This is a genomic window from Bacteroides sp. Marseille-P8574, assembly GCF_902825465.1.
Classification (GTDB): Bacteria; Bacteroidota; Bacteroidia; order Bacteroidales; family Bacteroidaceae; genus Bacteroides; species Bacteroides uniformis.
Genome location: NZ_CADEBE010000001.1, coordinates 1081301 through 1096736, shown reverse-complemented (window position 1 = coordinate 1096736; position 15436 = coordinate 1081301). Strand labels below are relative to the sequence as shown.

The 15436-nt window shown below is 45.3% G+C and carries 12 protein-coding genes; 6 read left to right on the top strand and 6 right to left on the bottom strand.

Annotated features, from left to right (window positions below):
- The first annotated feature begins 11 nt into the window (after positions 1-11).
- Entirely contained in the window at positions 12-1427 is a 1416-nt protein-coding gene (locus tag HUX74_RS04660) for a glycoside hydrolase family 57 protein (RefSeq protein ID WP_117601133.1), read from the top strand.
- An 81-nt stretch (positions 1428-1508) separates the two neighbouring features.
- Here the strand turns inward: HUX74_RS04660 and HUX74_RS04655 are convergent, their stop codons facing one another.
- Together HUX74_RS04655 and HUX74_RS04650 are read right to left on the bottom strand one after the other, a co-directional pair.
- Positions 1509-3092: a DUF4270 domain-containing protein gene (locus HUX74_RS04655; RefSeq protein ID WP_117601132.1), complete on the bottom strand. Its 1584-nt coding sequence runs from the start codon at positions 3090-3092 to the stop codon at positions 1509-1511.
- Positions 3093-3115: 23 nt separating this feature from the next.
- The gene (locus tag HUX74_RS04650) at positions 3116-3940 is read right to left on the bottom strand and encodes a glycogen/starch synthase (protein ID WP_117601131.1); all 825 of its coding nucleotides are present in this window, start codon (positions 3938-3940) and stop codon (positions 3116-3118) included.
- Between the two features lie 246 nt (positions 3941-4186).
- Between HUX74_RS04650 and panC the strand changes: the two genes are divergently transcribed.
- Entirely contained in the window at positions 4187-5044 is an 858-nt protein-coding gene (gene panC, locus HUX74_RS04645) for a pantoate--beta-alanine ligase (protein WP_117965911.1), read from the top strand.
- Between the two features lie 32 nt (positions 5045-5076).
- Positions 5077-5430, top strand: coding sequence for an aspartate 1-decarboxylase (panD, locus tag HUX74_RS04640; protein WP_005823568.1), 354 nt, complete (start codon positions 5077-5079; stop codon positions 5428-5430).
- A gap of 64 nt (positions 5431-5494) precedes the next feature.
- On the opposite strand, the gene HUX74_RS04635 is transcribed toward panD, so the two are convergent.
- Entirely contained in the window at positions 5495-7141 is a 1647-nt protein-coding gene (locus HUX74_RS04635) for a S41 family peptidase (RefSeq protein WP_117965914.1), read from the bottom strand.
- A gap of 106 nt (positions 7142-7247) precedes the next feature.
- A complete protein-coding gene (locus tag HUX74_RS04630) occupies positions 7248-9548 on the bottom strand; it encodes a bifunctional dihydroorotate dehydrogenase B NAD binding subunit/NADPH-dependent glutamate synthase (protein ID WP_117965916.1) in 2301 nt (766 codons plus the stop codon).
- 196 nt (positions 9549-9744) lie between these two features.
- Between HUX74_RS04630 and HUX74_RS04625 the strand changes: the two genes are divergently transcribed.
- Genes HUX74_RS04625 through HUX74_RS04615 form a run of 3 tightly spaced genes read left to right on the top strand, consistent with a single transcriptional unit; the run spans position 9745 to position 13602 of the window.
- A complete protein-coding gene (locus HUX74_RS04625; RefSeq protein WP_254592827.1) occupies positions 9745-11880 on the top strand; it encodes an outer membrane beta-barrel family protein in 2136 nt (711 codons plus the stop codon).
- Positions 11881-11885: 5 nt separating this feature from the next.
- The gene (locus HUX74_RS04620; protein WP_117965922.1) at positions 11886-12899 is read left to right on the top strand and encodes a sensor histidine kinase; all 1014 of its coding nucleotides are present in this window, start codon (positions 11886-11888) and stop codon (positions 12897-12899) included.
- A gap of 1 nt (position 12900) precedes the next feature.
- Positions 12901-13602: a LytTR family DNA-binding domain-containing protein gene (locus HUX74_RS04615; RefSeq protein WP_117965925.1), complete on the top strand. Its 702-nt coding sequence runs from the start codon at positions 12901-12903 to the stop codon at positions 13600-13602.
- Positions 13603-13749: 147 nt separating this feature from the next.
- Here the strand turns inward: HUX74_RS04615 and serS are convergent, their stop codons facing one another.
- Together serS and rpmA are read right to left on the bottom strand one after the other, a co-directional pair.
- Positions 13750-15024, bottom strand: coding sequence for a serine--tRNA ligase (gene serS, locus HUX74_RS04610; protein ID WP_117965928.1), 1275 nt, complete (start codon positions 15022-15024; stop codon positions 13750-13752).
- 141 nt (positions 15025-15165) lie between these two features.
- Positions 15166-15435, bottom strand: a complete 270-nt coding sequence (rpmA, locus tag HUX74_RS04605; RefSeq protein WP_117601126.1) for a 50S ribosomal protein L27 — start codon at positions 15433-15435, stop codon at positions 15166-15168.
- Position 15436 lies beyond the last annotated feature (1 nt).

Below are 15436 nucleotides of genomic sequence, written 5' to 3'. Positions count from 1 at the left end.
CAATAATAGAAATGAGAACTATCTGTCTTTATTTTGAAATACATCAAATCATTCATCTGAAACGTTACCGTTTCTTTGATATAGGTATCGATCATTATTACTACGATGATTATGCCAATGAAACCAGTATCAATGATGTAGCCGAACGCTCTTATATCCCGGCATTGAACACTCTGATTGAAATGGTGAAGAATTCCGGAGGTGCGTTTAAAGTGGCTTTCTCCATTTCAGGGGTTGCGCTGGAGCAGTTGGAAATATATGCACCGGCTGTCATCGACTTGTTGCACCAGCTGAATGATACTGGTTGCTGTGAGTTCCTTGCCGAGCCTTATTCTCATGGCCTTTCTTCTCTGGCCAACGAGGATTGCTTCAAGGAAGAGGTGATGCGTCAGAGCGCTAAGATGAAGCAAATGTTCGGTAAGGCGCCGAAGGTGTTTCGTAATTCCAGCCTGATTTATAATGACGAGATTGGTGCGATGGTGGCAGCTTTGGGATTCAAGGGCATGCTGACGGAAGGAGCCAAGCATGTTTTGGGTTGGAAGAGTCCGCACTATGTATACCATTGCTCCATGAATCCTAACTTGAAGTTGCTGTTGCGTGACTTTAAGCTGTCTGACGACATCAGCCTACGCTTCTCCAACTCCGAGTGGAACGAGTATCCTTTGTTTGCCGACAAGTACATCAACTGGATTGATGCTTTACCGCAGGAAGAGCAGGTCATCAACATCTTTATGGAACTCTCTGCTCTGGGCATGGCACAGCCGTTGTCTTCCAATATTCTGGAATTCCTGAAGGCACTTCCATACTGTGCCAAAGAAAAGGGGATTACTTTCTCCACACCGACGGAAATCGTTACTAAACTGAAATCTGTTTCCCAGTTGGACGTTCCATATCCGATGTCTTGGGTGGACGAAGAAAGAGATACCAGCTGCTGGCTGGGTAACGTGATGCAGCGTGAAGCATTCAACAAGTTGTATAGTGTTGCCGAACGTGTCCATCTCTGTGATGACCGTCGTATCAAGCAAGACTGGGATTATCTGCAGGCAAGTAACAACTTCCGTTTCATGACTACCAAGCAAAGCGGTGTCGGTTTGAACCGTGGCATTTATGAATCTCCTTTTGATGCTTTCACCAATTATATGAATATTCTTGGTGACTTTATCAAACGTGTCGATTCTCTTTATCCGGTAGATATAGATAATGAAGAACTGAATGCATTGCTGACCACTATCCAAAACCAAGGTACCGAGATAGAGGAACTTCATAAGGAATTGGCGAAAGCGCAGACCAAACTGGAGAAGATAAAGGCTGCGGAAAAGAAAGAGGGCAAGGCTACAGCTAAATCTGCCGCAGAAAAAACGGCAAAGGCCAAGGCTTCTGCCAAAAAGCCTGCTGCAAAGAAAACAACTAAAAAGGCTGCTGAATAATATCGGCAGCTTTCCCATCAATCATAAAAAAGCCTTCCGCTCATCGTAGAGCGGAAGGCTTTTTTATGGAATATCTGTCAGTTACTTGTTGAAACTGGTGTATGTAACTTCTATCTTCAGAGGCGATTCCACTTCGCCTTTTGCATTCTCTTTCGGACCGCCTTTCAGTTTGGCATATCCCGGCTTGAGGTCGTTTTGGATACCGGTTATGGTTTTGTTGCCGCTACTGCTTGTACTGTTGTCATAGGTAATGGAAACCGGAATCAGCAATACCTTATCCCAGTCTTCATTTTCTTTGTTCCAAGTTTTTTCCCACTCTGTCTCATTCCAAGAACTGCCGGCCTTTTCTTTGGCGGCTTTCTTGGCAGCTTGTTTTTCGTTGATGCAAGTGGTAACCAACCGGGCGATGTTGCTGAATACATATTGATTAGTGGCAAATGCATTGTGGGTGGTTGTAAATGAGGTAATATTATCCATGACTTTGTTCTCTTCAAAGAAGCTTTTCAAGTCTTGTTTACGTATCAACAGCACGTCATTGGGAGCACTCATGCTATATTCATAGTCACTGTTTATATTATAATTCGTGAAAGTTAACTTCACGGCATTCAAGGTGTCATTGGTCAGTTTATTGTATATTGAATCGTATGGCATGGTAGCTTGAGTGAAGATACCGGCAGGAGATTTGATATAGGTATGTTGAGTTTCGGCAGCCTTTGCTTTTATCAAATCAGAATTCAGAAACTGGTTTGCCTGGATAACCTCTTTGGTAGAGGCGAATACAGTTTGCATGCTATAGAACAAAGAGTCTGTACCATCTTTTTTCTTCAGTGCTACACCGGTAGTATCATTTACGTGGTGGAAACGGAATTGCATTTGCAGAGCCACATAATCCACATAGAGGATGGTTCCATCTCCATAATCGCTCTTCACGTATACTCCTTTGAAAATCTTGTCTATGAAAGTTGCGGCGTCTTTAAAGTATTCGGGATGCTCGCGATAAACCTTCAATATTCTGTCTTCGCCGAAGGTTTTCTTGTCCAATGGGAACGTTACATTGGGATAGAAAGTATAATAACCGTTATTGTCCTTTTCAAATCTCACAGAGTCTGGAACAGACGTGTCGAAAGCTGAATAGGCCTTACGTCCGAGCAGGGACTTGGGGTCATACTTATTGTAGTACTCCTCTGGATTGATGTTGGTATAGCGATTTTTGTCCAGCTTCTTGTCCAGTTCATAGACACTCATTCGGCATGCATTCAGGGAATCGCCGAACCAACTGGAATAATAGACTGCTAGTTGTACTGAAACTACCGAGTCGGCAGTCATTGTACCTGTTGCCTTGATTGGATTTCCTTCACTGTCCCATTCGGTCACTTTATACACTTCCGGAAGTGAGAAGTTCTCCGTACAGTTCAGCTCCGTAAGGAAACTTGTTTCGTAATAACCGAATTCCGGGTCGGAAAACTTGCCTATATAGCCGGTACTCGTTTTGGCAAATACGGAATCAACGGGAAATGAACATGTTGTTACATTAAAAGTAGCAGTATGCGCTGACATGCCGTCAGAATCGGGCAACATACCCAGGCCTAATGTGCCGGTGTTGTCATCGCATCCAAAGAAAGTCAGGACTGCCAAAAGTAATGTTCCCAGATATCTTACTTTCATAGTTTTAACTGTCTAAATCGATTTTATTTTTGTTCTGTTTTCCATACCTTGTCGTAGAAGTCGTTGCAGGCTTCAGCAAAGTTTTCGGGAGATTGATATTCCAATACGGGCTTTCCGGATTCGCGGGCATAGTTCAGTACTTCCTCATTGACGTGTTCGCTTTGCTGTATAATGCCGTCGGAGAAGTCAGCAGCCAGTTTGCAAAGTGCTGTGTAGTCAATGGGTTCCTTCAATCCTGCAATATCTTTTTTGGCAATGCCTTTCAACAATAGCTTGTTAGAAAAGTCTGTGTGGAAAGCTTGTTTGAAGTCATCTTCATAAAGGGAAAATATGACTTTGGCATCTCTGAAAGAAGGTTCGTCTTTATAGGCTTTCTTGATGTACAGAGGCGCTAAAGCGGTCATCCAGCCGTGGCAGTGGATGATGTCGGGACACCAACGCAGTTTCTTCACCGTTTCCAGTACGCCGCGGGCATAGAAGATGGCACGGGCATCATTGTCTTCATACTCTTCACCATTTTCGTCTGTTACCTGCAAGCGGTTCTGGAAGTAGTCATCGTTGTCGATGAAGTATACTTGCATACGTGCAGACTGGATAGAGGCAACCTTGATGATGAGCGGGTGATCGGTATCGTCAATGATGAGGTTCATGCCGGAGAGTCGTATCACCTCATGCAGCTGGTTTCTGCGTTCGTTGATATTTCCCCATTTTGGCATAAACGTTCTGATTTCTCTGCCTTTTTCTTGAATAGCCTGAGGTAGGTTTCTGCCTACGAGGGACATTTCGGATTCTGAAACGTAAGGGGTAATTTCTTGGGTTATAAATAAAACCTTGTTCGCCTTTGTCATAATAACAATGTTCTCAATTATTCTGCAAAGATATAAAAAAAATCGGGCAATAAAGCAAACAGAGCCCGTCTATAATTCCTTATGAATTGTTAACTGATTGTTGTTCAGTGAGAAATCTTCTTTTGGAATTGTCGGAAAGTGTACTGAGTTTTGCATTAATTTGTGATATTTCTTCTTTATATGCTAAATAATGGTTTATTTTGCACCGCTTTTGAGAACAACCAAGTTATTATATAACCAATTAAAATGGAAATAGTACATACTATCAAGGACTTGCAGGCCGGACTTTCGGCTTTGAGAGCCCAGGGAAAGAAGATAGGTCTGGTACCTACGATGGGTGCCTTGCATGCCGGTCATGCCTCATTGGTGAAACGTTGTGTGGCAGAAAATGACGCTGCCGTAGTAAGCGTTTTTGTAAATCCGACCCAGTTTAATGACAAGAATGATTTAGTGAAATATCCCCGTACGCCGGAGGCTGATTGCCGTTTGCTGGAGGAGTGTGGAGCGGCATTTGTCTTTGCTCCTTCGGTGGAGGAGATGTATCCGGAACCGGATACCCGCCGTTTCAGCTATGCACCGCTGGACACAGTGATGGAAGGGGCATTCCGTCCGGGACATTTTAATGGTGTTTGCCAGATTGTGAGCAAACTGTTTGATGCTGTGCAGCCGGATCGTGCCTACTTCGGCGAGAAAGATTTCCAGCAGCTGGCAATTATTCGCGAGATGGTCCGCCAGCTGAAGTATCCTTTGGAAATTGTAGGCTGTCCCATTGTTCGTGAGGAAGACGGGTTGGCTCTGAGCAGCCGCAATGCCCGTTTATCTGCCGAAGAACGCAAAAATGCACTGAGAATTTCGCAGACTTTATTTGAAAGTCGTACCTTTGCAACCTCGCATACGGTAACTGAGACACAGAAGTTTGTGGAAGACACCATCGCAGCCACCCCCGGATTGCGTTTGGAATACTTTGAGCTGGTGGATGGCAGTACCTTACAGAAGATTGCCGATTGGGAGGAAACCTCTTATGCTGTGGGTTGTATCACGGTGTTCTGCGGGGAAGTCCGTCTGATTGACAATATCAAGTACAAAGAGCCTGCTGCCTTGTAATTTATAATTAGTAATTCGTAATTTATAAAGATATGATGATTGAAGTGTTGAAGTCGAAAATCCATTGTGCCCGCGTCACGGAAGCAAACCTGAACTATATGGGAAGCATTACGATTGATGAGGATTTGATGGATGCTGCCAACATGATTGCCGGCGAGAAGGTGTATATAGCCGACAATAATAACGGTGAACGTTTTGAAACCTACATTATTAAGGGCGAGCGCGGCTCTGGAAAAATTTGCTTGAACGGTGCGGCAGCCCGCAAGGTGCAACCTGATGACATCGTTATTATCATGTCCTACGCGCTGATGGACTTTGAAGAAGCCAAGTCATTCAAGCCGACGGTGATTTTCCCCGACCCGGCAACGAACAAGGTGGTGAAGTAGTCTCTTTATTGAAATATGGAAATAAAGCCCCGTTTGCAATTTTTCTGTAAACGGGGCTTTGTTTTTACTTCTGATTCTTCCCCGCAGGGTTCGTATGAGAATGAGGAGCCGATTTAATCTTATCGAGTAAATACAGAATCTCAGTTTGGACATCGAAATTATATCTTTGGTAGTCCTGATAGGTGGGCATCAAGTCCGGATAAAGTGTGTGGGCACACCGGTCTTTGCCCGGAAAGCATATTTGTATGGAGTTGGAGATAGAGCCTTGCATGCCGGTATAAGGTAACCGGAATAAGGTTTGTTCCATATAGGTATTGGGGGCTTGTCCACTGGGTATTCCTACAAGGGTAGCACCCATTTTCCACAGATAGAAAGTGTAGTGGAAAGCTGCACTGAAGGTACGTTCGTTGGTAATGACGTAAATGTGTTCCGGAGTATAGAGCGCCTTTCCTTGTTGCTTTCTCAGTTCTTCCGGTGCACTGGACATACAGTTCTCGATGAAGTCGGCCCGTCGCTGTTCTATGTTTGTGGTATCTGCTTCGTCCGTACTAAAAGTGTAGTCACCGTAGGTATAGTCTGTTCCGTATGTTTGGTTGAAATCCTGCAAGTTTGTCTGTAGTTTTTGCATGTAGAGGGGAGAGATGATACGATAGAATTTTATATCCATATCCGTTTGCAGGAAGTGGTCACCGAACAGTTGGTAAAGTGTGGGTAGGACAATCGGAGTCCAGCCGCCGCTATTGTTGCGCAAATCTATGATGAGAGTGGAGGAGGCTTCCTTCTTCATCTCTTTCAACATATGGGCGAAAACTTCGGAAAGGGACGGGAGTTGCCGAATGGCTTGCAGGGTATCGGCGGGCATATCTTGTTTCAAGATATCCCGATAATAGAATCCTATTTGCCGGTATAAATCTTTCAGCCCTTGTTTTTGCATATACTCAAAATTATCCCGTGCCATGATACTGTTGATATTGATGAGCATTATTTGCTTGTCGTTGTCTACGAACTGATAGGTCAGTTGTTTGTCTGTATAAGCTTTCCAACTGTTATTGTGTTGCATGGGTGTGTTTTGCACTTCCTGCCTTGACAATAAGGGAAGGGTTAATCCTCTTGATTTGCCGTCGGGAGTAAGAAGTGAGAGGTGAAGGTTGTCTTTCATTTCAGGGAAAAGCTGTCTCAAGAAATGTTCCGTAGGCATGGACTTGCATAGATTGGCATAACGGTCATATAGGTTTTCACTGGCTTGGATAGCGGCAGTGCGGGCCAGTACCTCTTCTAAAGAATCTCCGTTGATGGTTGTGATACGGCTACCTAACAAGTCTTTGTACGTTTCAGGGATTCCTTGAAGTATAATGCCGTCGGGGATGGTGCGTACTTCCAGTGCCAGGTAACGCTGCTTTGCTTGTTGATTGGCTGTGGGAGGTAAAAGGTAGGTGTGTCCGTCTTGCAGATTGGATAGGAAAATGCTTACCTTGTCAAAAAAGGTCTGTTTCGTACTGGGAGTCCGGCGTAACTCGTTCTCCAGATGGAAAGCTTGTTCGTAGAAGAATACTTTTCCTCCGAAGCCGCTGTAAGGGTCAGGATGGGTTGCTGTCAGTTCTTTTACCAGATACCGAAAGTCTGAAGCAAGGGAATCCCCGTTTAGGGGCTCTTGGGCGCTTGCCAATAGGGAAGCCAGACAGAGAAGGAAGGATAGATGAATATGTTTCATATTCTTGAAATATTAAGTTGTATGTTAGAAGGGGAAAGTAGAAGGAGAGGTTGTAGTAGAATAAAAAAGGTGGAGTTCGTATGTCTCCACCTTTCATGACAGATTCTTATTTTTTTAGCTGTTCGTTCATCGCTGCTGCTGCCTTTCGTCCGTCTCCCATGGCAAGGATTACGGTAGCACCTCCGCGGACAATGTCTCCTCCGGCAAAGATGGTCGGGATGGACGACTGCATGTTATCGTTGACGGCAATCGTTCCTTTCCGGCCCAATTCCAGTCCCTTGATGGAGCTTGGGACAATCGGGTTGGGAGATACACCTACGCTGACGATGGCAAGGTCAATGTCGATGGTTTCCGTGGCTCCGGGGATGGGTACGGGACTGCGGCGTCCGCTGGCATCCGGTTCACCCAGTTCCATTTTCTGAAGCACCACTTGTTTCACTTTTCCTTGTTCGTCGGCAATGTATTCGATTGGGTTGTGGAGGGTCAGGAATTCTACACCTTCTTCCTTGGCATGTTTCACCTCCTCGATACGTGCCGGCATTTCTTCTTCCGAACGACGGTAGATAATTAGGGCGCGCGCTGCACCGAGGCGGCGTGCAGTACGCACGGAGTCCATGGCAGTATTACCGCCGCCTATCACGGCTACACATTTGCCGAAGGGAACCGGTGTATCGGAATCTTCACTTGCCGCATCCATCAGGTTGACACGGGTCAGGTATTCATTGGACGAGAGGATATTGATGGAGTTCTCGCCGGGGATGTTCATAAAGTTGGGCAGTCCTGCACCGGAAGCTACGAATATGCCTTTGAAGCCTTCCTCTTCCAGTTGTTCCACGCTGAGCGTCTTGCCGATGATACAGTCCTTGACGAATTCTACTCCCATTTTGGCAAGGTTGTCAATTTCCACATCCACCACTTTGTTGGGCAGGCGGAACTCAGGAATGCCGTATTTCAATACACCACCAATCTCGTGCAGTGCTTCGAAAACAGTCACGTCATAGCCATACTTCGCCATATCTCCGGCAAATGACAGACCGGCGGGACCTGAACCGATGACAGCTACTTTGATACTGTTCTTTTCCTTGATTTCAGGTATGGAGATTTGTCCGCTCTCTCGTTCGTAGTCAGCGGCAAAACGTTCCAGATAGCCGATGGCTACCGGCTTTTCGTTCATCTTCAGATGGATACATTTGGATTCGCACTGTTTCTCTTGCGGACAGACGCGACCGCAGACGGCAGGCAGCGCACTGGTTTCTTTCAGTGTCTTGGCCGCTTCGAGGAATTCACCGCGCTCAATGTTCTTGATGAAGCGGGGGATGTCGATACCTACCGGACAACCTTCCGTACATCCGGGGTTGGCGCAGTCCAAGCAACGTTTGGCCTCTGTCAGCGCTTGTTCTTTCGTTAACCCTTGGTTGACTTCCTCCTTGCGGCTGTGCGAGCGGTATTCTGCATCGAGCTCGTTCATCTCCACGCGTGGAATGGCAGTCCGTTCTTTGGCTTTCATGGATTTGCGTAACTCCTGACGCCATGCAGCATTACGGCTTTTCTCATCTTCCATGTTTTCACCGGTAGCTTGGCAGGTCTGAGGTTCTTCCAGCTTGTGCATCTCCTCGCGTTCGATGCTTTTAAAAGCGCCCATACGCTTCAGCATCTCATCGAAGTCCACTTGATGTCCGTCGAACTCAGGGCCGTCCACACATACAAATTTGGTCTTTCCTCCGATGGTGATTCGGCAGGCGCCACACATGCCGGTACCGTCAACCATAATCGTATTCAGGGATACATCCGTGGGGATTTCGTATTTCTTTGTCAGCAAACAAACAAATTTCATCATGATGGCGGGGCCGATGGCGAAACACTTGTTCACCTTCTCGCGCTTGATGACTTCTTCTACGCCTTCCGTCACCAGACCTTTTCGTCCGTAGGAACCGTCGTCGGTCATGATAATGACTTCGTCGGAGCTTTCGCGCATCTCCTTTTCAAGGATGATCAGTTCTTTGGTACGTCCTGCTAGTACGGTGATGACGCGGTTGCCGGCAGCTTTCAGCGCTTGCACGATAGGGAGCATGGGAGCTACGCCTACACCACCTCCGGCACAGACCACAGTACCGAAGTTGTCAATGTGCGTAGCTTGTCCCAACGGGCCGACAACATCCGTAATGTAATCGCCTTCGTTCAGTTCGCAAAGACGGGTAGAGGAGAGCCCGACTTCCTGAACCACCAGTGTGATGGTTCCCTTTACCGGGTCGGCTTCCGCAATGGTAAGCGGCATACGTTCGCCTTTTTCGCCCACACGTACAATGACAAAGTGCCCTGCCTTACGTGATTTGGCAATCAATGGTGCTTCAATGACTAACTTAAAGACCTTTTCAGAAAAGTGTTCTTTGCTAATGATTTTATTCATTATCTAATAATTTTGTTGGTGTAATTACGCAATTACTGTCAGATTGATAGATTTTGCAAAGATAGGGGTTATTTGGTAATATCAAAAGAAGAATAGGGTAAAACTGCATGTTGTCACTGGATAACATCCCTTTGTCACTATAATTTGTCCACTTTCTACAGCCTGCCTACTTTTGAAATAAAAAATGAGGAAGAGTATGTATCGAAATGTTTTTTTAGGGGCAATTTTATTGAGTATGCCTTTGGTGGTTTGGTCGCAGCAGGATACGATTGCCGACCAGCGTTTGGAAGAGATTATGGTAACTGCTAAACTCCCGTTGGTAGAAATATCTGCCGGTAAAACAAGTTATCGGATGGATGCATCTGTCACTCAAAGTACGGGCAGTCTTTATGATGTTCTTGCTTCCCTGCCGGGAGTCGTGATAGATTCCAATGGCAATATTTTGTTGAACGGACAAAGCGGTGCAACGATTCTGATGGATGGCAAGCCTACTTATCTTTCGGGAGATGAATTGATGAGTCTGTTGAAATCTACTCCTGCAACTAATGCTGATAAGATAGATTTGATAACCCAGCCTTCCGCACGCCACGATGCGGCGGGAAGCTCCGGGTTGATTGATATACGTACAAGAAAAATAAGGCTGCGCGGTGTGAATCTGGCCTTGAACGGCAATGGCAGTCTTGGACGGACGGGTGGCGGTTATGGCGGCGTTTCCATGAATGTCAGGGAGAATAAGTTCAATCTTTATTTGAATTATTCGTATTATCAGGGAAAGGATGTCATAGACTTGTTTATCGACCGTGCGTTCGAACGGGATGGAGGAAGAATGATGCAGGACTCTTACCGGAAGCGTAGGAATTATTCGCACTATTTTCGTACCGGATGTGATTATTATCTCAATGAACGGACAGTTTGGGGAGTCTCGTTGGGTGGAAACTTTTCCCGGCAAAAGGAAAATGCAGGCATGTTTACGGAAATCCAAGAAATCGGAGTTGCGGGAAATACTTATAGCTATGCGGAGCAAAACCGGAACAATCTTTCTGCCGGGACCAGTATGGTGCATAAGCTTAAAAGAGAAGGGGGAGAACTCAGCGCTTCTTTTGATTATTTCCATTATTACCGTGTTGGAAACCAGTTGATGGATAGTTTTAAGCCCGATACATTGAAAGGGGACATGAAGGGAAATACAGACTTATATGTCGGACAGATAGATGCGGTTTATCCATTAAGTGAGGTTTGGAAGTTGCAGGCCGGAGTCAAAACCTCATTTGTTACGATAGACAATACGGCAGGTTATATGCGTCCGTCGGCTTCCGGCTGGCTGCCGGACGGGGCGCTTGGTTCCCGATTTGTATATGATGAAAATATCAATGCCTCCTATCTGCAAGCCGGCTATGAGAAAGACCGCTTGAAAATCTCAGCGGGTCTAAGGTTGGAACATACCCATGTACACGGGGACTTTGGAGGAAATACACAACAGAAAGACTCTTCGTTTACAACGAATTACTTCCATTTGTTTCCTACCATTGCTTTGCAATACGGTTTGACTTCGGAACATTTGTTTCAGTTTTCGTATGGCAGGCGTATTACCCGCCCCAATTATGGTGATTTGAATCCTTTTACCTACATATTCGATGACTATACCCATGAAGGAGGAAATACAAAACTGCATCCTTCCTTTTCTGATAATATAGAGTTGGGGTATGTGTATCGTGACTGGTTTCAGACGGTTCTCTTTTTCTCGTATACAGATGATGCTATCATGAAGAGCTATCGCGAACAAGAGGAACGGCGTATCTATGTAATGCCTCAGAATCTGTCTTCCTATGTACAGACGGGTGTGCGTGTACATGCTGCCAACCTCTCACCTGCTTCTTTTTGGAAAGTGAATCTGACCGCTATCGGTATTTATAATAATTATGGTTGGACGGAACAAGGGCAGAAAATGAAAAACCGTATGTTTACCCCGATACTCGGCTGCATGAACCAGTTTGCTTTCGCTTCAGTATGGTCGGCCGAACTTTCGGCAAATTATAATGGGCGAATGGCCTACAGACAAGCCACTGTACATCCGGTGCTGGAGGTGAACATCGGTATCCAAAAGAAGATGTTCCGTAACAGATGCACCGTTACCTTGTTTGCCAAGGATGTATTCAACACCAATTATCAAAAAGTAGATATTCGGTCTCCCGGTGTGCAGGCGTTTGTTGACGAACGGCACAACAAACGTGTGCTGGGTATTGCTTTCTCTTGGCGTTTTCAAAAAGGCAGCGATACAAAAGAAAGCAGAAGAAAAAAAGAAATAGATGAAACAAAAAGAGTAAATTTGTAACTACTATGGGCAGACTGTGGAACAAATGGCTGATGCCGGCATTATTTGCCGTGATTCTTTTTCTATGTATTCGTGTGGCGAATGATATTCCGAAACATGAATACTATTGGGAAAGCAATGAGTGGAATTTCATGTTGAAGGATATGCTTGTGGTACTCTTCATGTCTTACCCTATCTTTTTTCTATTGAAGTATTGGCTTTGTTTGTGCCGGAAGCGGAAGCTGGTGTGGTGGCAGGAATACGGGGTGGTTGTCCTGACAGCTCCCGTCTGGTGTCTTCTGACGATGTGGGTTATCCGCTTTTTGATGGGGGTAAGTCTTGATTTATACGATGTGCCTATTCCCGCCATAGTCAGTATGTTGCTTGGCGGCTTCTTCTATATATTCTTGCGTAATCAGATGATACAGAAGGAAAACGAAGCTCAACGCCTGCAATTGGAGAAGATAAAAAATGACCAGCTCCAGACAGAGCTGAAATTCCTTAAAGCGCAATATCATCCACATTTTCTTTTTAATGTACTCAATACGGTTTATTTTCAGATAGATGAGAATAATGAGGCTCCACGGCATACTCTTGAGCAATTGTCCGATTTGCTTCGTTACCAATTATACAATGATGGGGAGAAAGTGCAGGTTCGTGTGGAATTGGAATATCTGAAACAATACATCAGCCTATGTAAACTTCGTGCTACGAAGCGGCTGCAGTTGCAGGTGCATTTCGATGAAATGGAGGCGCAGGTTGAGATTTATCCATTGTTGTTTGTACCGTTGGTGGAGAATGCTTTCAAATATGTGGGAGGGAACTATTTTATAGCTATGGATATGTGTCTGAAAGAAGGCAAGTTGTGTTTTAGTATTGAAAATTCTATACCGGAACCATTAGTGCACCAGAAAGGAAAACATGGAATCGGCATAGAAAATCTGAGGCGCAGGCTGGAGCTGCTATATCCGGAGCGTCATACGCTGGACATAAATAGAGGAGATACTTTGTTTAGAGTAAAACTTGTGATAGAATTATAGGATGAAACAGGTAAAATGTGTAATAACCGATGACGAGCCTACTGCATGTGAAGGATTGCAACGCTATGTGGAAAAGGTGGATTTCCTTTCTTTAATGGGTGTATGTGAAGATGCTATGCAGTTGAACACTCTTTTGCAGACTGAGCAGCCGGACTTGTTGTTTCTGGATATTGAAATGCCTTATCTTTCGGGGCTTGAACTCTTGGCATCTCTTGCCCATCCGCCTCATGTGATTATCACTTCCGCTTATGAGCAGTATGCATTGAAAGGTTATGAACTTGATGTTACGGACTATCTGTTGAAACCGATTTCGTTTGACCGGTTCCTGAAAGCGGTGAATAAAGTACATGGTCTTTTGCAGCAGGAGAAATGGCCGGATGAAGCTAATAATTTTATATTTGTCCGTTCAGACCGTCAGATGCATAAGGTGTTGTTTAAGGATATTCTGGTGGTAGAGGGGCTGGAAAATTACGTCTGTATTTATACGGAAAGCACAAAGCTGCTTGTACGTTCTACCATGAAGCGTATGATAGAGGCTCTTCCTGGTGGAGTATTTCAGCAAGTCCATAAATCATATCTGATAAATTTGGAAAAGATTGAGATGATAGATGGCAATCGGATTATAGTTGGGAGGCATACTGTTCCGGTGGCACGTAATTTCCGCGAGGAGGTGTTTGCACGTATTTTGAAGAATACTTTGTAGTTGCGCAGGAGAAGCTTGTCATGATAAAACTCTGGGCACGAATTACATGAATTTCACAGTTGCGGTTAGCAAAAAACGTGAAATCCATGTAATTCGTGCCCGAAAGAAAGTGTCAAAGGCGTATTGCTGCACGTGACTATTATGGCCTTAGTCTATTATTTCAAATCCCGTATACGGAACCAATGCCTTTGGTATGCGGATTCCTTCTGGAGTCTGGTTGTTTTCCAGCAAGGCGGCAACGATGCGTGGCAGAGCGAGTGCGGAACCGTTCAGCGTATGGCAAAGCTCTGTTTTCTTTTCTGCCGTACGGTAGCGGCATTTCAGACGGTTGGCTTGATAAGTGTCAAAATTAGAGACGGAACTTACTTCCAGCCAGCGTTTCTGTGCTTCGGAATACACCTCAAAGTCAAAACAGAGGGCAGCCGTGAAGCTCATATCGCCACCGCAAAGGCGCAGGATGCGGTAGGGGAGTTCCAGTTTTTGAAGCAAACCTTCTACATGGTCCAGCATTTCCTGATGAGACTGTTTGGAGTGTTCCGGCTTGTCGATGCGCACCAGTTCTACTTTGGAGAATTCGTGCAGACGGTTCAGACCACGTACATCTTTTCCGTATGAGCCGGCTTCGCGACGGAAACATTGAGTATAGGCGCAATTCTTGATGGGCAACTGTTTTTCGTCCAGAATCACATCGCGGTAGATGTTTGTTACCGGAACTTCGGCTGTAGGAATCAGATATAAGTCGTCCACTTCGCAATGGTACATTTGTCCTTCTTTATCGGGAAGTTGCCCCGTGCCATAGCCAGAAGCGACGTTCACCACTGTCGGCGGCATTACTTCTGTATAGCCGGATTTGCGTGCCTCGTCCAGGAAGAAGTTGATGAGCGCGCGTTGCAGTTGTGCACCTTTGCCTTTGTATACGGGGAATCCGGCACCGGTAATCTTAACGCCCAGGTCAAAGTCTATCAAGTCATATTTCTTGGCCAGTTCCCAGTGGGGCAGGGCATCTTTGGGCAATTCGGTTTCCATGCCGCCCATCTTCTCTACCACATTGTCGTCGGCACCGACGCCTTCGGGCACACTGTCATAGGGAACGTTGGGGATGGTGTAAAGTAAAGTCTGCAAATCGTTGGCAGCCTGCTCCATATTGGCTTGCAAGTCTTTGTTGACTTCTTTCAGCTCGGCCACGCGGCTTTTGGCGGCTTCTGCTTCTTCTTTCTTACCCTCCTTCATCAGTTGTCCGATGGATTTGGAGAGTGAGTTGGCTTCTGCCAAGTTTTTATCTAAGATGGTTTGATTGGCTTTTCTTTTGTCATTGAAGTCCAGCACTTGTGCAATGGTTTCTTTCGCATTCTTGAAGTGCTTCTTTTCCAGTCCGCGGAGAACCGCGTCGGTATTTTCTGTAATTTGTTTGATGGTAAGCATATCTTATACTTGTTTTTATGTTATTCGGTTTTGTGAGTGCAAAGATATGGAAAAAACAAATAAAGTGTTGCTTTTGACATGAAAGAAAGGGATGCAATCCATTCGGATTACATCCCTTTTCCTTATTTCTTGTTCGGAAACTTATGCTTCTGCGTTTTCTGCGGGGATAACAGAAACTGAACGTCTGTCTTCCTTGCCTACTTTGAACTTTACAGTTCCGTCTACTAAAGCGAAAAGAGTGTGGTCTTTTCCCATGCCGATGTTCTCACCCGGGTGGAATTCAGTACCTCTTTGACGAACGATGATGTTACCTGCCTTGCAAGCTTCGCCACCAAATATCTTAACGCCTAATCTCTTGCTCTGTGATTCGCGGCCGTTCTTAGAACTACCGACACCTTTTTTATGTGCCATT